This is a genomic window from Bradyrhizobium sp. ARR65 (assembly GCF_000472385.1).
Lineage (GTDB): Bacteria > Pseudomonadota > Alphaproteobacteria > Rhizobiales > Xanthobacteraceae > Bradyrhizobium.
Genome location: NZ_AWZU01000081.1, coordinates 1 through 19,501 on the forward strand (window position 1 = coordinate 1; position 19,501 = coordinate 19,501).

Below are 19,501 nucleotides of genomic sequence, written 5' to 3' on the forward strand. Positions count from 1 at the left end.
CGGCATCCGCCCGATCGTGCTCAATCGCAAGAACGCACTCTTCGCCGGCCATGATCATGGAGCGGAGAACTGGGCCTGCATCGCCTCGCTGATCGAGACCTGCAAGCTAACAGGCGTCGATCCGCAAGCCTATCTCACCGATGTGCTGACGAAGCTCGTCAACCTCTGGCCTGCCGCTCGCATCGACGAACTCATGCCATGGGCTTGGGCAGAACATTCGGCCGCCAAACTCGCCGCCTGACGCCTTCCGGCGGGAAATCAAGCCCTCAGCGCCGTGCGGCCAGAGGGCCGCTTACAGACAGGCCAAGCTAACCCTGACTTGACGGATCTTTGGACAACCTGGATGCAAACTACGGCACCCCACGTTCGCAGACTCGATCGCACTGATCTGGCCATTCTCTCACGAGCTAAGATGTTGTTGGACGCATTTCCCCCCAGAAGTCGGGTCTGCGGCAGTGGAATTGCGAAAGGCGATCGCCCACTCGACAGGCAACTCGACCCGTTGCAGGAAGCCCGATGCGTCGAGCAGTGATGCCAGTACCGGGTTGAAGTAGACAACGTAGACTTCGCGCTCATGACGGGTCAGCGAGGCTTCCAAGTTCTGAAGCACCTGGCGAAACACCCTCTCGCCGAATGGGTGATATAGATAGATGACCAGATTATCCGGCGGAAACTCATAGGTAGCGGCATCGCCACAGGTCGAGGTGACATGCTGGCATCTTACCTTCGGATACTTTCCGATGTTGTCGGTCGCAATCGCATTTAGCTGTGGAGAGAACTCGACGCCGATCACGCGCTTGAACGAATATTCTGATGCAAGTAGTAGCGTCCGTCCCTTGCCAGAACCGAGATCGACAAAGACAAAGTCTTCGAGTCCAATGGGGAGAGTTTCGATGGCTGCCCGAATGAGATCGGGGTCTACCGGTTGATAGCGAGTGCCGTCATCGCGATTAGGACTGTCGATATCGAGTTGCCAAAGGTGCACTATGCTTTCGGTATCGGTGCCGAATTCCTCATCGAATGCACTATGGCTTCTCTTGATCGATCCGACGCTGGCGCGCCACAACCCGCGGATGCCCTCGCGCCGCAGTTTTTGCAGGACGGCTGAACAGAGCGCAGCGTAATGCATTTGCAAATGTCACCTCGTGGCAGCCTTTTCGAGAACCAAGAGGAAGAAGCCAGGCCTCGCAATGCCGCTCCTTGTTACCGATTGCCTACTTGAGAAACCCATGTCTGAGACTCAAGCTGGATGACTGTCCAGCCGACCCGATAATATTGACCTTTAGTGTTAGCTTGAGCCTGCTAAAAGGTCTGTGTTTATCTGGATTGCGATTATTTTGGCCCTCCTTTAAAATGGTCTTTTAACGTATTTAATCCGGCACTCAAAGTGAAACATTCTGATGCATTTAAAAGCCGCCTGAGAGCCAGTCGCCAGCAGTCGCGCTGGACGAGGCTTATACTATGGGCGCAACGTCGATATTGGCCGCTCCCGTCGTCGGTTCGAAGGGCGGCTAGAATATGGCTCCGAAGATCCTTACAAGCCAGCGACGATAAAAGCCCTGTTGAGGACTGGTCGTCACCATTGATCCCAGGTCGGATCGCGTCTCTCGGTGCTCCACCTGAGGCGTCCCGCCTCAGCGAGCTTTCGTCAGCTGAGGGGGATGTTGCGCCCGCGCAAGTGTCAGCGGAACTTGGCATCTTGACTGGCTCCACCGCTCCACTGCGCTGCCTTATCGTGACAGCGGTATTGGATGCCGGAGGCATCGACGAATTTGTCGCCTTCTTGGCGCGGCAGTTGCCGACATGGGGGGTCGATATAACAGTAATGTGCGCATCTTCCCAGGCGGTTCCTGCTCGCATCGGGCGACTTGCAACGGCACTGGCTCGTGAAGGGATATCGGTGATTGGTGTATTGCCCGAAGAGGGTCGGAAATGGCTCGCCCTAAATCGCCCCGACGTCATTAGTGCTCATTCAGCGCCTGAGTGGATCCTCGAAGCGGCCGTTGCTTTGAGCATTCCCGTAGTCGAGACGCTCCATGGAATTCCAACCCCCATCGGAACAGACTGGCGTAACGAATTAACGAGAAGTCGCCATATCGCTTCGATGGTGGCAGTAAGCGACTTGGTCCGGCGCCAATACTTGCGCGGAAATCCCAGATTTCCGGACACGGAGATCGTTACGATCCCCAATGCTTTCAATGCCTCCCACCGCCCCGTGATTAACCGCGGTGAGGCGCGCGGCTGGCTCGGCCTCAATGACGAATTCCTCTTCATCTCACTTGCTCGGCAAGTCTCTCAAAAGAATGCGTATGGCTTGGTGGCGGCGTTTGCTGACGTGGCACGCGCCATGCCGCGGGCACATTTGCTCATCGCCGGGCGGCCTGACGACCTGTCCTACGCAGAGCAGGTCCGATTGCTGCGCGACAAGCTCCCGGAACGAAATCGAATCCATCTGCGCGACAATCTTTCGGATCCCTCTCCCCTGCTCGCAGCGGCCGACGCATTCGTCCTGAATTCCTTTGTCGAGGGATGGCCGCTCGCGTCCATGGAGGCGCTTTGCGCAGGACTCCCGGTAATCATGAGTGAGGTCGGGGGCAGTCGCGAGCAGGTAGGATCAGACGGTCAACGCGGATACGTGGTCCCGAACCCGCTCGGCGATCCGGAAACCGTAACTTGGGAAAGTATTGGCCGAGAGCGCTTCCGCCTACATGCGAACAAATCCGCGCTAGTCGCAGCAATGAAAACTGTGATCAGTGAAAGCGAGCGTTGGACGGCCGTTCGATCGAGATTGGCCCGCGAGTCAAGAACGCGCTTCAGCGTGCAACGATGCGCAGAACAGCACATGATAGTTTTGCGAAGAGTAGCCGCAGGCCTGACCGCCTCCGGAGAGAAAGAGAGGGCCGAGAACGGCGTCACGGCTTAGGCTTAGGCCTTCACGACATTTGGTCCCAAGGCCCCCGATCGAAAGCAAGCATTGCGCGTGTCTACTACCAGCTTCGCGCTCTCCACAATCGCCTTGTAATCAATCGAGTCGTGATCCGTGGCAATCAACACCGCATCATAACCGGAAATCACCTCATCATTCAGCGAAACAGATCGGCGCCCCGCCAGGCTGGCGTACTCGCGGGTAAGCGGGATCATCGGAATGAAGGGGTCATGTACATCACAAGCGGCGCCATGCTTTTCCAGAAGCTCAATGAGCTTAAACGAGGGGCTTTCGCGGGTATCGTCGACGTTCTTTTTGTAGGCCAACCCCACAACAAGAACACTAGCGCCTTTCAGTCCTCGTCTTGCCCGCCGATTCAACTCGTCCGCAACTCGCGATACGACATATCGAGGCATATTACTGTTTATCTCACCGGCCAGTTCTATAAATTTCGTCGTAAGCTCATATTCCCTGGCCTTCCACGTCAGGTAAAATGGATCAATCGGGATGCAGTGACCACCCAGGCCGGGGCCGGGATAAAACGCCATAAAACCAAACGGCTTTGTTTTGGCCGCTTCCACAACCTCCCATATATCAATACTCATCTCTGCGTATAGGAGCTTCAGCTCATTCATAAGAGCGATATTGACTGCTCTGAAGACATTCTCAGTCAGCTTCACTGCCTCGGCGGTCTCCAGACTGGATACCCGGACAGTCTGCGGAACGAACAAGCTGTACAGCGCAACCGCGAAGCTTAGAGCAGTTTCTCCGTCGCCTCCAATCACCTTTGGAATTGTTGTCGTCGAGAACTTGTCATTGCCAGGATCTTCACGCTCGGGGCTATACGCGACAAAGAAATCTTTGCCGCTCTTAAGTCCGGAACTCTCCAATATTGGAATCATAATGTCCCGGGTCGTCCCAGGGTAGGTTGTCGACTCCAGCACGACGAGCTGACCGGCCCTCAAATGAGGAACGATGGAACGCGCCGTGCTTTCGACATAGGTCAGGTCAGGTTCTCGATGACGCGTCAGGGGGGTGGGGACACAAATAAGGATTGCATCAGCGTGGGACAAATCGCCAAACTCGGTTGTCGGCTTGAATCGCCCGCGTTCAATGGCATCCACAAAGAAGTTGAAGGATAGATGGCTGATATAGGACCTGCCATCCTTGATGGATTCTATCTTTTCAGCGTCTATATCAACTCCCACGACCCTCAATCGAGCGCCTATTAGCGCTCTCACCAAAGGCAGCCCGACGTACCCCAATCCAACTACTGCTACAACTGCAGTACGTTCGCGATATTTTTCCAACAAGGCTTCGATCGAAATCGGCATGTTACTTCTCACAACAAACATGGCGAAGTCCTTAGCAATGTTATTCAATGCGGCTCAAAGGCCGATTCAGTTCTGTGCTCAATGAACTCCCGCAGTTTACCAATAAGCTCGGGTGAAGCGCTCGTTCCGATACGTTCTGTCGCAGCGAGACTGTCCATGCGGTCAAGTTTTCGGAGCAACATCTCCTCGTCGAGGGCGACCACTACGCGAGCTCCCTTGACCAGGTAGTTCGCAGTTGCGACTTGATGGTCATTCCGTGTTTCCCTTAAGTCGCCTCGGCGCGGCATCACGATGATCGGCTTGCCAAGTTCTAGGGCAGTAATGATCGAACCCATTCCAGCATGAGCTACAATGAGGTTTGATGCCTCAACGGTTTTCCTGAAGTCTGGTGGATCGATAAACTTCGTCACTCTAATAAATCTTGGATGATAATTGGATGGACCGATCTGCGCAAAGACGTCCGTCCCGTCGTGTGATCCAGCCCATTCGTCCACGGTACGGATCAAACGGTCAAATGCCATTTGGGCGCCGACGGTAACAAAAATCATAGAACTGCCCCGGCATAGTGGGGGCCCTCTGGTCTCGCGAGGTGCGGCCATTGCGTGAGCCAGAGATCGGCATAGCGGCCAATCCTCGCTCCCGACATCGACAGGACCTCAACGTTCGCAATGCTGTCGACCCAAATTGTCTTGGCCCCTGCCAGCTTGCCAATCCTCAGCGCGAGATATCCCGGTGCGGCGCCCGTGGACACAACGACATCCGGCTTTTCCCTCCACATAACCCAGGCAACGTTCAGCGCTAAACGAAGTAGTCCAAACTTGTTCCAGCGCGTAGCATCGTGGATCGCGCAAAACTTGTTCTGCGGCACCTGGGATGCGTATGACCTATCAACTCCAACATAAATGACCTCGCAATCTGCAAATGCGGGGGCAAGGCGAAGCAGTTGCACCCAATGACCGCCTCCGGAGGAGACCGCCATCAGTTTTGGACGATTCCGACCAGGACCTATCAGCATAGCTGGTTGAGCCTCCCTTGAAGTGACGCAGCCAGGAGGCTCACGTTCGGTCCAAGCAGCAGATCGTTGACCTCGAAGTCCTCCAGGTGGTGCTCGCGTAGCGTTCCGGCGAACGCTCTCCATAGATCAGACCGATGCCACTTGTCGGCAGTCACGAATAGGTCGATTTCACCCGGGTATGGGCGCGGCCTGTACCGCCGGACTGCAGCAACGGTCGCCTTTTCCACCCGTCGTCTTGCCGAGAGCGTCTCGGAGCCGACGACTGATTGCGCTCGCTGTCGTTCGAGGCGCCGCTGCAGCTTTCGCGTGAATGCGCCGGGCGTAAGCGCCCTCATGTATCCAGACAGGCGCATCCATAATAGGGACGCGCGTCCGAACATTTTCGGGAACGGACTTCCGATGAGCGCCAGCAGCGCCACGTCTTGGCGTGCCGCTATGAGTTGCTGCGCCACCTCGAAAGCGAGGGTCCCGCCCGCGCAATGTCCTGCAATGAGATAAGGACCGTGGGGTCGGTATTGCCGTATTTGCGCGATTTCGTAATGCGCCAGCGCCTCGACGGAGTTGAGCGGTTCCGTGCCGTCCAGGCCCGGCGGCTGTACGCCAATCATAGGCTGCTCCGCGTGCAGTTGACGCGCCAATGGGAGAAAGCAGAAGATGTCGCCGCCATGACCAGATACGGCGAATATAGGTGGCCTGCACCCCTCCGGCTTGATCGGCACGATCGACGCCGGACCACTCTTGAGGGCGTCCGCCTGCTGCAGGAATGCGATGATCTCTTGCTTCCGGCTGGCCAGCGCCTGCCGCAGGCTCGCGTCGAGCACACCGACCGGAGCACTGCATTTGAGCTGCGCGTCCTCGACCCACAGCCTAACGTCTCGGGCACGAAGCGTGGAAAGGAGTGCTGTCGCATCCATCACAGCTCGAACTCCTCACGCGCGCCTGGGAGAGTTTTCGAAGCTACAGCGCGACTCGTCAGCACAAGCACGTCGATCGCTTCCGAAAGCTCGGCAATGTTTGGCCGCTCGAACAAAGTCGCAAGTTCGAGATTGACATCGAAGGCCGTACGAAGCCGCGCAACAAGCCCGACAGCTGTCATCGACTGTCCGCCTAAATCGAAGAAATCATCCTCGATCCCGATCCCATCGACGCCCAGTAGCTCGCTCCAGAGCGCTGCGACCGCCTTCTCGGTCTCGGTCTGGGGTGCCCCGCCTTTGCCGACGCTCGCGTTGGATGGAGCCGGCAGGAGCTTCCGGTCGACCTTTCCATTCGGCGTGAGTGGTAGCGCATCAAGGAAGACGAACTGTGCAGGCACCATGTAGTCGGGGAGCCTCGCTTTCAGGAATGCCCGCATCTGATCCGTCTCAACTGTCTCGCCCTTGCGCGGAACAAGGTATCCGATGAGCTGCCGGTTCCCTGGCTCGTCCTCGCGCGCCAGGACGGCGCTTGCCTGCACGCTCGGGTGCGCGGCGAGGTTCGCTTCGACCTCGCCAAGCTCGATGCGATAGCCGTGGATCTTGACTTGGTCATCGGCGCGGCCCAGGTACTCCAGCGTGCCGTCGGTTCGATATCGGGCCAAGTCTCCGCTTTTGTACAAGCGCGCGCCTTTCACTCCGCTGAAGCGATCCGGCACAAACCGTTCTGCGGTGAGGTCTGGCCTATTCAAGTAGCCGAGCCCCACGCCGACCCCGCCGATGAATAGCTCGCCCATTACACCCGGGCCCACGGGCCGCAGATTCTCGTCGAGGACATACAGCTGCGTGTTCGCGATCGGTCGCCCAATCGGCACAGACCCGCTGCGCGGGTCCGCAGCCTGCACCTCCTGAACGCAGCAGCCGACGACAGTTTCGGTCGGACCGTACTCATTGAACAAACGTGTCGAAGGAGCATGGTCGCGCCACAGCTGAAGTGTCTCGGCAAAGAGGTTTTCGCCTCCGATCACAAACGCCGTCGCCATGCACGCGGCCTGATCCATCCCGATCTGAGCGCTGAGCAGTTCGAGGTGAGCTGGCGTGATCTTGACGAGCCCACGGTCGCCAGCCCGCAGAAGAGCTGCCAACAAGTTCTGCGCGCCGACATCCTCTGGCAGCAACTCCGCAATGCCGCCACCGAGCAGAGTCGTGTAAAGGCTAGTGACCGTTAGATCGAAGGAAATAGAGGTGTGAACTGGCACCGAGCGCCCGGGATCGACGCCGTATGCTCCGATCGCCCACCACAGGTAGTTGACCAGTCCACGATGAACAATCATCGCTCCTTTAGGTCTACCGGTAGAGCCCGACGTGTAGATGACGTAGGCAAGATTTGACGGCACGGCGATTGGGGCGGGATTATCTCCACTCTCCTGACTAAGCTTCTGCCAGTCGTCATCGAGGCAGATCACCTTGTCGCCCGACATAGTTAGTAGCCGGGCGCACTTCTTATCCGTCAGGAGTACAAGCGGCTGCGCGTCCTGAATCATGAACGACAACCGCTCCTTCGGATATGTGGGATCGAGGGGCACGTATGCACCCCCGGCTTTCCAGACAGCCAGCAATGCCACGACCATTTCCGGCGAGCGTTCGAAGCAAACACCCACCAGCGTGTTCGGCCTCACGCCCCGTCGACGAAGGTGATGCGCAACCCGGTTCGCCTGCTCATTGAGGTCTCGGTAACTCAGCTGACGATTCCCGAATACCACGGCAACCGCTTCAGGATTCCGGTCGACCTGCAGCTCGAAAATCTCGTGCGCGCAGACCTGCGGGAAATCCGCATACGTATCGTTCCATCGAAGCAACTGTTCCCGCTCGTGCTCCGTCAAGCTCCCCCAAACCTGAGAGCGGCCTTCTTCCGAACGACTTGGCAATGCTTGCGTCAATGACACAGATTTCCTCCCGACGGCAATAACCAACCTATATTTTGTGATTTAAATTCGGCTCCTTAACTCCGGCGGCACCCCCGCCCCTGCCTAGGCGCCGGGCGCCAGCGACCGAGCCTCGGAAGAGGATATGCACCCGCCCGGGACGCACACATAATTAGCGTCATTAAATAAAAACACGATTAAACAAATAACCCATCTATTGTAAACGCGCAATCCAACATTTAAAAGGACTATTAATTCGCAATCGGTTAAATCCGCCCTCTGTCCGCAACAATCTTTCAAAAGCGTTCGAGGGCGACAGGCGACGCAACATGAGTCAGCGGAGACAGGCGCGCTTTGCCACGGCAACTCTACTCTATTTTCAGCATAAGCTTTGGCGTCCAGGATTGTCGTTCCGGCCCACGCGTAGCGAGCTGTTTGCCGGCACATACATTCTTGGCTGCACCAACGGTCTGGCCGCAAAAATGATTGCGTCCGTGCACTTATCTGGGTGGGTCGACGCGGCCGTTGGCAGTTTCGACATCAGCGCAATAGTACTAGTTGCGTGCTTTACCGGCGTCTCGTTGGTCCTAGTTGATAAGACAGGTATTATACGTGCGGCAGACCTCGCGGTTGTGATAGTTCTCTTATTCGCGATTGCTCTGCCAATCGGCGCAATGAGCTGGCTCGCCGTGACCATCCTTAGCGTCTATGTGCTGCTTTTTACGGAAACGACGGATTTGCAGCGTCGAGGCGCCATTGTTTTTCTGGCCGCGACAGTTCCAATGCTCTGGAGCCGCCTCATCTTTGATTTGTTTGCCAGTTTCATCCTAGGTGCGGATGCGTGGCTTGTTGGATGGATGCTGGGAACGCAACGAAACGGAAATTTGGTTGAATTTGCCGATCACTCCGGCACGCTTGCTATCTTTCCACCGTGCTCATCGTTAGCGAATGTCTCCCTGGCGTTCCTGTGCTGGATTACAATCAGCGAATCCGTGCGGCACAGATGGTCCCCTCAAGATATTCTCTGGTGCCTGCTCGCTTGCTTCTCCGTAGTCACTGTGAACGTCATCCGCATCAGCCTTATGGGATTGAGCTCGGCGCATTACCGTATGCTTCACACGCCGCTAGCCGAAATCGCCGCGAACTTCGTTATTCTCGCATCAATTGTAACGATCAGCCTGCTAGGACTGAAGCGTGAAACACTCATCCGCGCTTAAGTGGTGTGTTGCTATATTGCTTCCACTGACGATCGGCTGGAAGCTCGCAGTTGTCCGTGACAATCCGATTGACATACAGAACGCAATTGTAGAATTTCTTACCGAACAACAGTTCTCTGTGAGGCTCACGGACGAGAACATGGAATACATGAGCGTAATCGACGCTCGGTCTCGCTCATGCCAATTGCGGGTAGCAAGAGTTTCGCCGCTTGGGCACGACCGAGCTCTTGTTCGTCAAGCAAGCGCTGGGAATGACCGCACATTCTACGTGTTTCGGGGAAGTATTTACCATGAGCAACCAGTCCGCCTGACGATCGCCAATTATCTGTGGTTCAGGTTACTTCGAGAACTCCACTTGGTGTCGCGCATTCCGCCAGTGCTCGCTGTCACCACCTCATGCGAGGCGGAACAGCTGCCTTGGCGCATGCTGGGTTCGCAGGAACCAAGGTGAAGACCCGCAACCCCAATTGGCTGCTCGCAGTCCTTCGCAGGCGGTGCCGCGGCCCCACCAAGATCGTCGGCGAGCATTACCAACCGCTGAGTACGTCCGCCCCATGCACTCATCAGTTTGAATGGAATCCATCGATACGGATTCTGCGGCCCCCAAATATTCTATGCATGTCTTGGTCTTGGTTTTGCTTTGTCCCGGAAAGAATTATAAGCTTAGCAGAATATGAGAGCGCCAGAATTTAAACGAGTATCGAAGATCGCCATCAGCTTGGTCTATTACGGCGCGCGAACTCTTTTTCGTTATTCGCTTCGGTTGACGGGACGGCCGTCCACTCAGCGGCTTACCATCCTTTACTATCATGGTGTTTCTCCGAAACACCGGCATAGCTTTGCCCGTCAAATGGACGCTCTCCGCCGCAGCGCGTTCGTACTGCCGGCATCGTACCGAGGCGACCTCCCTTCAGGAAAGAAATGCGTCGCAATCACCTTTGACGATGCCTTCGTTAGTGTTGCCGAGAATGCCCTGCCTGAACTCGCTAGGCGCTCTTTTCACTCCACGATCTTCGTTCCGGTCGGCTGGATGGGCCGCACTCCGGGCTGGGCAATGAAGGGTGAGGCAGCCCCGGAGCTGGCGGAAGTCGTTATGGCGCCGGAACAGTTGAACGCACTGGATACCTCGTTGGTCGCGCTCGCGTCACATAGTGTGAGTCATCCGTTAATGACGAGGTTGGATTCAAAGCGCGCGCGACGGGAACTCGAGGAGTCACGCGCTCGATTGGCGGAGTTGAGCGGACGGAAAATTGTCGACTTTTCGTTCCCCTATGGGGATCATGATGCGTCCATAGTCGCGATGTGCCGTGCAGCTGGCTATGAAACGGCCTATTCGATTATGGCCCAGGAGGTGGACACAACTGGTCTCGAAATCTTGCGCGGTCGAACCAAGGTCGAACCATCTGATGGCCCAATGGAATTCTTCCTGAAGTTCGACGGCGCATACGAATGGACGGCGTGCACTGTTCGATTGAGGAAACTGTTGCGATCGATATTCGGGAAATGGGCACCAAGCATCCGCATCCAACATCGCTGAAGCTGCCGTTCATCCGGTGACAAATGGTTGCTCAACGATCGATCAGTCGTGAAACTTTGCCGCATCGCAAATTTCATTGGCGGGTCGGGCCAGCCGTTCCGCAACGGCTTCGTTCAATCGCCAAGGCGCCGAAGGTCACGTAAGCGGTCCCGGGAACCACTCGTCAGAAAATCCTGAGAGCCGATAGATGAGAAGATTGAGCCATTCTGCGACGGCGATATCCACGCGACGTAAATTGTCCGTGGCGGTCTTCGCAGGCCGCCACAGTTCATCCGCCCCGTGCGTGCGCAGGCCTACCGAAAAACCGATTACGTTAAACCCCGCCTTGCGGAAGGCCCCCATTGCCAGGGGCAGGTGATAGGCCGATGTAACTAGCAGCCACCGTGATGATGGCGAGGGATGGACCAAGGCGGCGGTGAATTGGGCGCTTTCTTTGGTAGTCAGGGATTGATCCTCGATCGAAATGCGGTCCGCGGCAATGCCGAGCGAAACGAAGTACTCTTTGGCGACCGCGGCCTCCCTTGGCCCGGGATTTGACGGGTCCGTGCCGCCAGAAAAGATGATACGAGCCCGAGGATAGCGGCGGGCGATATCAGGTATAACGGACATCGGTTCGGTATCTTCCTCGAGAAGTATCGAGCTCAGATGTCCATGGCTTTGCGAATCATAGGACCGGCCGAGAACAATAATTCCATCGATCTCCTGGCTCGGAATTCTGGCAGTGGGGAACCGGTGTTCCAGTGGGAACAAAAGGATATTTCCAGCCGGTGACAATGTGGCGGCCACCAGCGTCACCAACGCAACCGCAGCGACGCTAACGGCCGAGCGGCCGAGACAAACCGTCATGACAAGCCCCAGAACCGCCAGAGCCGCAATGATATTTGAAGGGACCGACAGAAAATAATATGCTTGAGCAAGTATAGAGTGCATGCGATATTACTTTCAAAAATATCATCATCATTAATGGTAGCGCTTTTCAGAACCTTTTTAAAACCCGAAGAAGGCCGACCCTCGGCGGTTTGCTCGTTTCGGAAGCTCGCTGCGGTGCGCATACCCCCGCACTGAGCTAAGGGTAGGAGTCCAACGCCTGCGTCTCCCATATTTATTTAACTCGGCATTAAATGTCATTTGAATTTTCTGGGGCCACCATGCAGATTCGCCGTTGTGAACCGGTTCAGGTCAAAAAAGCCTACCGTCCTACGGAACGGCCTGGCAGCGAGAGCAGCTGATGAACGTGCAGGACGCGAAGATCGCATTAAACCCTATTCAACACCGGGCTCAGCGAGAGAGTGGGCCATTATCTCTGACGCGATTGGGGCAGGGCCCCCAGCCGCGGAATATTGGTAATTGTGGGGAATTGGGGTCTTGCGACCCGAAGCCTTGTGCCGTGATGGTTCTCATCGTGGGCTTCCGTAACCCTCAAGACATTTGCGCGTGCCTGACTGCCCTCGCCCGCGCGAAGACCGAACCTAGCTTCGACATTTTCATTTGTGAGAATGGCGGAAGCAAATCTTTTCGCGAACTCTTCGAAGCCTTGTCAAATGCCGAGGGGCCCTGCATCACCGTTGAAAACGAATTGCCGGCTGTTCCGCTGGGGCGACTGGTTCAGATCAAACGCCTCGTCCTCAAGGGACGATCCTCCCGGGTAGAAATTGCTCTTGCCGAAAGAAATCTCGGCTACGCCGGCGGCGTAAACGCCGGGATCGACTACTTGTCAAAAATCCCTGGCTGGCAAGGAATCTGGATTCTCAATCCGGATTCACAGCCGGAGCCAGACGCCCTCAGTGCGCTCGTTCAGCGTTCCATTACGGCCAATAAAGGCATGGTGGGTAGCACGATTTTGCCTGTCGTGGGTGGAGACTATATCCATTGCCGCGGCGGCCTCTATTGGCGCAAATTGATAATGAGACCGGCCCTCCTCGGATATAGGCAGCGGATCAACGAACCTTTCGATCTCGAGGCTATGGAAGACCGCCTCGATTGCGTTTCCGGCGCCTCGTTGTACGTGAGCCGTAAGTGTCTTGAACAAGTCGGCCCCATGGATGAACGATTCTTTCTCTATTACGAGGATGCGGACTGGGGCATTCGAGCGAAGCGTTACGGTCTCGGTTACGCAAGTGCGTCAATTGTGCCGCACAAGGGGGGCACCACGATTGGATCATTCAATCGGTCGCAACTGTCGGTGTACCTCCAAAGCAGAAACCGCATCCTCTACATCCGGATGCATTTTCCAAGGTCGTTGCTCTGGGGCAGCCTCCTCTCGCTTGCCTATGCCATGCAGTATCTTTTGGCTGGCTCGCCGCGCAACTTCAAAACCGCTCTGGCGGGCTTGTGGGCCGGCTTGAAAGGCGAAATAGGGCCACCTCCTCCGCATATATTTGCCGAGATCAGCGAAACATTGGTTTCAAGGAATTAAACAAGACAGACGGATCAGCGATCCCGAAGTGTCGCCATGCATCTTGCACTATCGAAAGCGGCAGATTTTCTTTCCGTTCCCTCGAATGCCATTGCGGTTTTGGCCGTACTGGGGCTCCTCCTGATACTGCTTCGGCGTCGCTCTGGCGTCGTTGTAGCCGCTGGTGCCTTGGCCGCGCTGGCAGTAGCCGCCCTGACGCCGATTGGAAATATACTTTTGACCCCATTAGAACAGCGATTCCCCGCAATGAGATTTCCGGACCAAGAGATAGATGGAATTATCGTCCTCGGTGGATCGTACGACGCTCAAAGCCATTCATATCAAAGTCCGATCATTATCGACGAAGCTGCCGGGCCGATGCCTATCATCGTGGATCTCGCCCGTCGTTATCCCAAGGCTCGAATCGTCTTTTCCGGCGGCAGCGACCCCTCCGTCGCCGGGCCAAGCGAGGCCGCCATTGTGAAGCAGTACTTCATCTCGTTTGGCGTCCCCGCCGACCGCATTTCGATTGAGGAGCGGTCCGGCACGACCGAAGAAAACGCCCGGTTTACCGCCGACTTGATCCATCCTCCCCCATCATCGCGCTGGCTGCTGCTGACATCGGCGTATCACATGCCGCGAGCCATCGGCACCTTCCGAAAAGCCGGCTTCAACGTGACCGCTTTTCCGGCAGGTCAACGCACGCATGGTTCGCAAGAATTGTGGTGGCGAGCGACCAACGCCGCAGACAATTTGCGACGTGTGGACGTCGCTGTCCATGAATGGCTCGGTCTTCTTGACTATCGCATTGCGGGATATTGCGACGAATGGTTCGCCGGACCGTAGTCCCGGACGCGACACGTTAAGAGAGGTCATCCGAGTTGCGAGCTCAGGTAGTTAATGTGCGATCAAAATCTATTCAGCTTCGATTTCTTCTGAAGGCAGGCAATATTTCTCTCGGGAATTCGGGCAAGACCTCTCCACCATGTGAGATGGGACGGAGGTCACACCCAATGGGAGGGACGACCACGGATCGCATCCGCCGCATATTTTGGCAGGGTAGCAATTGACCCCTTGTCTTATGAGACAGATCACCGATTTAATATTAAAATGGCGTCTGAGTTTGCTTTGCTTGCAGCGACGACCCTCTCAATATACAACTAATCTAAGCGCCTGAGCGAGAAGTCGCCTGGCCAGCATAATTGCGGTGCCGGCATGCTACAAAACAGAGTAGGCCGCGGACGAGTCTCACCCTCACTTGGGACCGGCAGGCTCCGCGAGGGCTCGCGCTCAGGCGCACTCGCGGCATGGCTCATGATGATAGGGATTGGTCTGCCGCCGGCAGAAATTTATATCGGCGGGATGAAGTTCACGCCCGGCCGCATCGCTATTGTCCTGCTCATTGTCCCCGCCTTCGTACGCTTCTTCCAAGGTCAGAGAAGGATAGTCGCGGCAGATCTCTTTGCGTGTGCACTCTCCGCATGGATAGTGCTGGCGACCACTGCTGGTAAGGGCAGTCTAGATTCATCAGCTTTCGCCGTCGTGCTCGAATTCTTTGGCTCCTACCTCATTGCACGCGCGTATTTTTTTGGCCCCACCGCGCTGAAGACACTCGTTGGCGCGTTCGAGGCGACTGTCGTCGCCCTCGTTTTGATTGGCACCATTGATACCATATCCGGGCGGAACATAGTCTACGACACGGTTTCGCAGAGCTTTGGGACCGGGGGCCATTTCGTTCCGCAGTATCGGTTTGGAATTGTGAGGTCCTTGTCGACGTTCCAACATTCGATACTTTTTGGATCATTCTGCTCAGTGATGATGGCGATACTTTTGTATGTGGAAAGTGGGTTTCGTCGCGTCTTCTTTGTTGGGTTTTCATTCGTCGGAACGTTGCTATCCATTGCCTCCGCTGCGCTATTGGCGTCCGCGCTCGTTGCGATAAGCTTTTGCTATGACCGACTGCTGAAGAATTATTCGTGGCGCTGGACGGCGTGTTGGCTCGGTGCTGCGACGCTATTTGCGATGCTCTCCATTGTTTCCGACAATCCGGTTAAATGGGTCATTCTACATATGACGCTTGATCCAGACTCGGGTTATACGCGGCTAGTTATTTGGAACAGCGCCTTTGACGTCATTCCACAATCGCCTCTTATTGGATTCGGTTTCTCTGAAATCGATATGGACGTCATAGATCACACGATTGATTGTGTTTGGCTCGTGACCATGCTCCGCTTCGGAATTCCTGCGCTAATCTTCCTGATTCTTCTCAATGCGACAGCGCTCCCTCGATCGGTCGCGACCTTTGCCGACGACCCTTTTATGGGAAATATGCGAATTGGACTTATACTGATGCTTGCCTGTTTTATGTGCATCGGGATTACGGTGCACTTTTGGCTAAATCTGTGGGAGTTCTGGGGCTTTTGTATAGGTGTCTCGGCTTCGGTGAAGGAATATCATCTTCGCGGAGCGTCGGCAGCGGATTATTCGCAATCGCGATCACATATCCTATCGATTGCCAATACACGGCGGCAGTCTCGATCTCTCGTACAACGCCAGTACCCGCGAAAGATATGACGCAACCATGCTAAATCCGACAGCGGCGGAAGACGCCTCATTGACTCAGCAGCGTAGTCGAAGCACGAGCTTGGAAGCTTCCCCGTGCCAAGTTCGGGTCTTAAGGACTCGATCCGAGATCGAGGAGCTCCGAAGCTTTTGGACATCGTGTCGAACAGGTAGGGATGCTGACCTTGATTTCTTTCTCTTTGTTTCAGAGGTGATCACCGCGACCGTTCGACCTCACGTCATCGTTGTCTATTCGGGAGGCGTTCCAACCGCGCTCATGTGCGGCAGGCTGGAGGCCGCACCGAAGCACATCAAGGCCGGGTACCTCACTCTTCGCTTGCCGAAAGTGAAGACTCTCATTTTCGTCAGTGACGGTTGGTTGGGGGACATTTCCGAAGTCAACTCCAAATCGCTGGTCGGTAGCATAGTCGAGTCTCTGTCCTCGGGCGAAGCGGACGTTGCAATCCTTTATCATCCGGACCTCAATTCGCCTCTCGTTAAAGCTGCCAGAACTCTGCCCAAATGGTTTCAGCGTGACTATGCCATTTCCCCGCAGATCCATCGCGTGCGGGATCTCAAAATTAGTCCTGGTGGCTTTCTAGCCAGCATATCGAGCAAAGAGCGGAACAACCAAAAGAGACGTACTCGGAAATTGGGCGAAGTGTTTCGCGACGTCCATATCGATCCGCTCAAATTTCCCGATGATTTCGAACGGATGATGCGAGATGCAGAAGCAGTCGCAAGCAGGTCGTATCAGCGAAACTTAAATGTTGGTTTCATAAACAAGCCGGACATCCGCTCAATACTGGAATTCGAAGCCCAAAAGGGCTGGCTTCGTGCATTTATTCTTTACCTGGACCACAAGCCGTGCGCCTTTTTCATCGGATCGCTAAGGGAGCGCACATTCCTTTGTGAATACATCGCAGTGGACTGGGCATATGAGGCGTATACGCCCGGGATGTATTTGATACTGGAGGTCCTGGAGGATATCTCTCGCCAGCGCCATGGTCAGGTCGATCTCATCGATTTTGGCAGCGGCGACGCACCTTGGAAGGAACGATTTGGTAATCGTTTCTGGCAGGAATCATACGTACATATTTTTAATCTGTCCGTAAAAGGCACTTCGATAAACGCCGTCCAGTCTCTCGTAGCGGCATTGAGGCCCTCAATAAAGGGCCTGTTGGGGACTGCTGGAATCCTCGACGCTGTAAAGCGAACATGGCGTGGACACCTCGCTCGAAAGTGACCAATATTTTCAGGTCTCGATGCTCACTGGAATCTCAAAATGCTGAAGAGCGCTATCAGAAGGTTTGATACTTTGTTTTTAGACGACCTGCTTTGGAAAATTCGAAAAGAACAGCAGTTGAACGAGTTCTCCTCGAGTTTTGATTTCAAATTCACTGTCCATCACCACAAGAACAAGAAGGACCTGCTCGCTCAACTTTGCGATAAATATGGATCGGACAAGGGTGAAGTAAAAGCCGAAGGTCACCCCTACCCGTGGCCATCACACACATACACTGACTTTTACTCGCGCCTTTTTTCGCACTGTCGCAATAACATCAAGCGTGTTTTCGAGTGTGGATTGGGAACAAACAATCCGACTCTCGTGTCGAGCATGGGATCCGAAGGAAAGCCGGGTGCATCCTTGCGCGTCTGGCGTGACTACTTTCCCAATGCGGTCGTATATGGTGCAGATATCGATCAAAGCATTCTCTTTGAGGAAGAACGGATCAAGACTTTTCACGTGGATCAACTTGATCCAGAAACGATTGCGAGATTCTGGAAGAATGTTGGGGTTAGTGACTTCGAGTTTATGCTGGATGACGGACTTCATACGTTTGAGGCGGGAGCTTGTCTTTTTGAACATTCCATCCAGCATCTCTCACAGGACGGAATTTACGTTATCGAGGATGTACAACTGTTCGATCTGGTGCGCTACAATGACTTTTTCAGCAAAACAGATTATGTAGTCGACTACGTCACGCTGTTTCGTCCGAATGTCGCGCTAAACGACAACAGCCTTGTTGTGATCAGGCGGTCAACTTGAACGAGCGTCGTCTGGCTGTTTCGACGCCACGGTTCCATGAGCACCGGATAATCGCTGAGCTGGGCGGGCATGCGACAGAAGCCCTCGCAGCGAGGCCACTCGGCGGCAAGCGCTTCGTCAAGCGGATCAATCGCCGCGAATAGGCCGAAGATACAGGCTGCCCTTCATATTGGAGGCTGATTTGGGTATCGACGTTGCGGGTTTGCAGTTCTTATGCGGAGCAAAAGCCGCCGGCGTCGTCTTTGAGAAGACGATGCTCATAGGTCGTCAGAATATCCACATCCCAGAGCATCTCGCTCGCCGGCTTTTTCGACGGCTTGGATTGCCCCTTTCAAAGTATCACTTTGGTCAATTTGCCGAGCCACTGTTAGAATTACTCGGGGCTCTTGACATCGAATCGATCGATGCGTCGGATTACGAAGGCGCTACCGTTATCCATGATATGAACGCGCCGATCAGTTACACTCTGCATGGACGGTTTTCAGTCGTGATCGATTATGGGACGCTTGAGCATGTATTCAATTTCCCTCAAGCCATCAAAAACTGTATGCAGATGGTGCAAATCGGAGGACATTTTGTCCAGGTCGATGGAGCCAACAATTACATGGGACATGGCTTTTGGCAGTTCAGCCCCGAGCTACTTTTTCGGACTTTTTCACCAGACAATGGCTTCACTATCAAAGCAGTACTGCTGCATGTTCCCGACGATCGCAGGCCAGGTAAGGCGACCTTCGGTCAGTGGTACAAAGTCATCGACCCTGATCTAGCCGGAACTCGTGTTCAGATGGTCAATAACCGTCCTACATATATCTGCACCATCGCACAGCGAACGCACGTGGCCGACATCTTTGCGAGACCGCCACAGCAATCCGACTACGCGAAAACTTGGTCAGCCACTCTCAAGCAACAATCCGTGCGCAAGAACCTCATTAAGCGCATGATCCCTGCATCCATAAAGGACCGATTTCGCAAAGTGCAGTTCGTATGCGGCCCCACCTATGACCCACGGTTTTTTACCCGTGTCGCCGACCAGGACCTGACAAGCGGAAGACTATTTGCTAGTTGAGGCCCCATGAGTTGCAGTTCACAGCGCTGATGGCCTTATCGCCGGCGCGACATCGCGGACCGTAGGTGTTGTGAAACGACCCTCGCCATCGCAGCAGCGCAGCAGCAACGACCGCCGAAACACCATATCGCCGCGCCGTCGCCGCAACCTGGCGCGCGCCTGTAAGCTCTCAGGACGATCTTGAGCTTTCTCAACAACGCGCTTCATTCGGCGCGGAGGCCTTCACCGGCTTTCAATTACCCATAACTTTGACCACTCGGGCTGATCCGCTGATCGGCGAAATGTTGAATCGAAAGAATCACTTGTGATTCCTTGCTGAGCACCTGATTCGCGAGGGGGTGCTCTATGGGGCTGACATTAAGGGATCGATCGGCAAGAGGCCGTTTGCGGTCCTTGGAAGGTGAATGTTGGATTGATCGAGAGAGTAGTGGATGCGAGTTTAGGGACGCGCGGCTCGGCGACAGATTCCGCAAACTGCTCAGGCAGATTGGAAGCGCCATGGGACAAAGCATCCCGCTCGTTTGCCAGGATTGGGCGAATACCAAGGCAGCCTACCGCTTCTT

Annotated in this window: 18 protein-coding genes; 11 read left to right on the top strand and 7 right to left on the bottom strand. The window is 55.1% G+C overall.

The window, feature by feature from the left end; all coding sequences use genetic code 11:
- The coding region (locus F758_RS0140715) for a transposase domain-containing protein (RefSeq protein WP_024513180.1) at positions 1-241 on the top strand (241 nt) is incomplete at its 5' end.
- A gap of 159 nt (positions 242-400) precedes the next feature.
- Here the strand turns inward: F758_RS0140715 and F758_RS0140720 are convergent.
- Positions 401-1,129 (bottom strand): class I SAM-dependent methyltransferase, encoded by a 729-nt coding sequence (locus F758_RS0140720; protein WP_024513181.1) that lies wholly within the window; start codon positions 1,127-1,129, stop codon positions 401-403.
- A gap of 570 nt (positions 1,130-1,699) precedes the next feature.
- Between F758_RS0140720 and F758_RS47235 the strand changes: the two genes are divergently transcribed.
- Entirely contained in the window at positions 1,700-2,923 is a 1,224-nt protein-coding gene (locus tag F758_RS47235) for a glycosyltransferase family 4 protein (protein ID WP_245286750.1), read from the top strand.
- A 2-nt stretch (positions 2,924-2,925) separates the two neighbouring features.
- On the opposite strand, the gene F758_RS0140730 is transcribed toward F758_RS47235, so the two are convergent.
- From F758_RS0140730 to F758_RS0140750, 5 genes are read right to left on the bottom strand one after another with little or no spacing between them, the layout of a single operon-like run.
- Positions 2,926-4,260, bottom strand: a complete 1,335-nt coding sequence (locus F758_RS0140730; protein WP_024513183.1) for a nucleotide sugar dehydrogenase — start codon at positions 4,258-4,260, stop codon at positions 2,926-2,928.
- Between the two features lie 44 nt (positions 4,261-4,304).
- Positions 4,305-4,808, bottom strand: a complete 504-nt coding sequence (locus tag F758_RS0140735) for a glycosyltransferase (RefSeq protein ID WP_024513184.1) — start codon at positions 4,806-4,808, stop codon at positions 4,305-4,307.
- On the bottom strand, positions 4,805-5,209 hold the full coding sequence (locus F758_RS52945; RefSeq protein ID WP_198026701.1) for a glycosyltransferase family protein: 405 nt from the start codon (positions 5,207-5,209) through the stop codon (positions 4,805-4,807). The genes F758_RS0140735 and F758_RS52945 overlap by 4 nt, the downstream gene beginning before the upstream one ends.
- Positions 5,210-5,268: 59 nt before the next feature.
- Entirely contained in the window at positions 5,269-6,189 is a 921-nt protein-coding gene (locus tag F758_RS0140745) for a thioesterase domain-containing protein (RefSeq protein WP_024513186.1), read from the bottom strand.
- Positions 6,189-8,126 (bottom strand): non-ribosomal peptide synthetase, encoded by a 1,938-nt coding sequence (locus F758_RS0140750; RefSeq protein WP_157450450.1) that lies wholly within the window; start codon positions 8,124-8,126, stop codon positions 6,189-6,191. Before F758_RS0140750 ends, F758_RS0140745 begins: the two co-directional genes overlap by 1 nt.
- A gap of 314 nt (positions 8,127-8,440) precedes the next feature.
- Here F758_RS0140750 and F758_RS0140755 point away from each other — a divergent pair, with 314 nt between their 5' ends.
- Together F758_RS0140755 and F758_RS0140760 are read left to right on the top strand one after the other, a co-directional pair.
- Positions 8,441-9,328 carry a hypothetical protein gene (locus tag F758_RS0140755; protein WP_024513188.1) on the top strand — a complete coding sequence of 296 codons (888 nt, stop codon included), beginning with the start codon at positions 8,441-8,443 and terminating at the stop codon, positions 9,326-9,328.
- Positions 9,329-10,046: 718 nt separating this feature from the next.
- Positions 10,047-10,865 (top strand): polysaccharide deacetylase family protein, encoded by an 819-nt coding sequence (locus F758_RS0140760; RefSeq protein WP_198026699.1) that lies wholly within the window; start codon positions 10,047-10,049, stop codon positions 10,863-10,865.
- A 135-nt stretch (positions 10,866-11,000) separates the two neighbouring features.
- Here F758_RS0140760 and F758_RS0140765 read toward each other — a convergent pair whose 3' ends face one another.
- Entirely contained in the window at positions 11,001-11,795 is a 795-nt protein-coding gene (locus F758_RS0140765) for a YdcF family protein (RefSeq protein ID WP_024513190.1), read from the bottom strand.
- A gap of 460 nt (positions 11,796-12,255) precedes the next feature.
- Between F758_RS0140765 and F758_RS0140770 the strand changes: the two genes are divergently transcribed.
- The 7 genes from F758_RS0140770 to F758_RS48940 all read left to right on the top strand — a co-directional run.
- The gene (locus F758_RS0140770) at positions 12,256-13,281 is read left to right on the top strand and encodes a glycosyltransferase family 2 protein (RefSeq protein WP_024513191.1); all 1,026 of its coding nucleotides are present in this window, start codon (positions 12,256-12,258) and stop codon (positions 13,279-13,281) included.
- Between the two features lie 36 nt (positions 13,282-13,317).
- Complete coding sequence (locus F758_RS0140775; protein WP_024513192.1) at positions 13,318-14,106, top strand: YdcF family protein; 789 nt, start codon at positions 13,318-13,320, stop codon at positions 14,104-14,106.
- A gap of 468 nt (positions 14,107-14,574) precedes the next feature.
- The gene (locus tag F758_RS0140780; protein ID WP_024513193.1) at positions 14,575-15,834 is read left to right on the top strand and encodes an O-antigen ligase family protein; all 1,260 of its coding nucleotides are present in this window, start codon (positions 14,575-14,577) and stop codon (positions 15,832-15,834) included.
- 199 nt (positions 15,835-16,033) lie between these two features.
- On the top strand, positions 16,034-17,068 hold the full coding sequence (locus F758_RS0140785) for a GNAT family N-acetyltransferase (RefSeq protein WP_198026700.1): 1,035 nt from the start codon (positions 16,034-16,036) through the stop codon (positions 17,066-17,068).
- A gap of 39 nt (positions 17,069-17,107) precedes the next feature.
- Positions 17,108-17,872, top strand: coding sequence for a hypothetical protein (locus F758_RS0140790; protein WP_024513195.1), 765 nt, complete (start codon positions 17,108-17,110; stop codon positions 17,870-17,872).
- A 181-nt stretch (positions 17,873-18,053) separates the two neighbouring features.
- The gene (locus F758_RS0140795) at positions 18,054-18,938 is read left to right on the top strand and encodes a class I SAM-dependent methyltransferase (RefSeq protein WP_024513196.1); all 885 of its coding nucleotides are present in this window, start codon (positions 18,054-18,056) and stop codon (positions 18,936-18,938) included.
- Positions 18,939-19,283: 345 nt separating this feature from the next.
- Positions 19,284-19,501: IS4/Tn5 family transposase DNA-binding protein (locus F758_RS48940; RefSeq protein WP_198026584.1), on the top strand; the 218-nt coding region annotated here is incomplete at its 3' end.

What these genes read in the sequence shown, in the direction of transcription:
- F758_RS0140775 (WP_024513192.1), top strand. Translation starts at nt 13,318, where the DNA reads ATGCATCTTGCACTATCGAAAGCGGCAGATTTTCTTTCCGTTCCCTCG.
- F758_RS0140780 (WP_024513193.1), top strand. Translation starts at nt 14,575, where the DNA reads ATGATGATAGGGATTGGTCTGCCGCCGGCAGAAATTTATATCGGCGGG.
- F758_RS0140735 (WP_024513184.1), bottom strand. Translation starts at nt 4,808, where the DNA reads ATGATTTTTGTTACCGTCGGCGCCCAAATGGCATTTGACCGTTTGATC.
- F758_RS0140730 (WP_024513183.1), bottom strand. Translation starts at nt 4,260, where the DNA reads ATGCCGATTTCGATCGAAGCCTTGTTGGAAAAATATCGCGAACGTACT.
- F758_RS0140755 (WP_024513188.1), top strand. Translation starts at nt 8,441, where the DNA reads ATGAGTCAGCGGAGACAGGCGCGCTTTGCCACGGCAACTCTACTCTAT.
- F758_RS0140745 (WP_024513186.1), bottom strand. Translation starts at nt 6,189, where the DNA reads ATGGATGCGACAGCACTCCTTTCCACGCTTCGTGCCCGAGACGTTAGG.
- F758_RS0140770 (WP_024513191.1), top strand. Translation starts at nt 12,256, where the DNA reads ATGGTTCTCATCGTGGGCTTCCGTAACCCTCAAGACATTTGCGCGTGC.
- F758_RS0140765 (WP_024513190.1), bottom strand. Translation starts at nt 11,795, where the DNA reads ATGCACTCTATACTTGCTCAAGCATATTATTTTCTGTCGGTCCCTTCA.
- F758_RS0140720 (WP_024513181.1), bottom strand. Translation starts at nt 1,129, where the DNA reads ATGCATTACGCTGCGCTCTGTTCAGCCGTCCTGCAAAAACTGCGGCGC.
- F758_RS0140790 (WP_024513195.1), top strand. Translation starts at nt 17,108, where the DNA reads ATGCTGAAGAGCGCTATCAGAAGGTTTGATACTTTGTTTTTAGACGAC.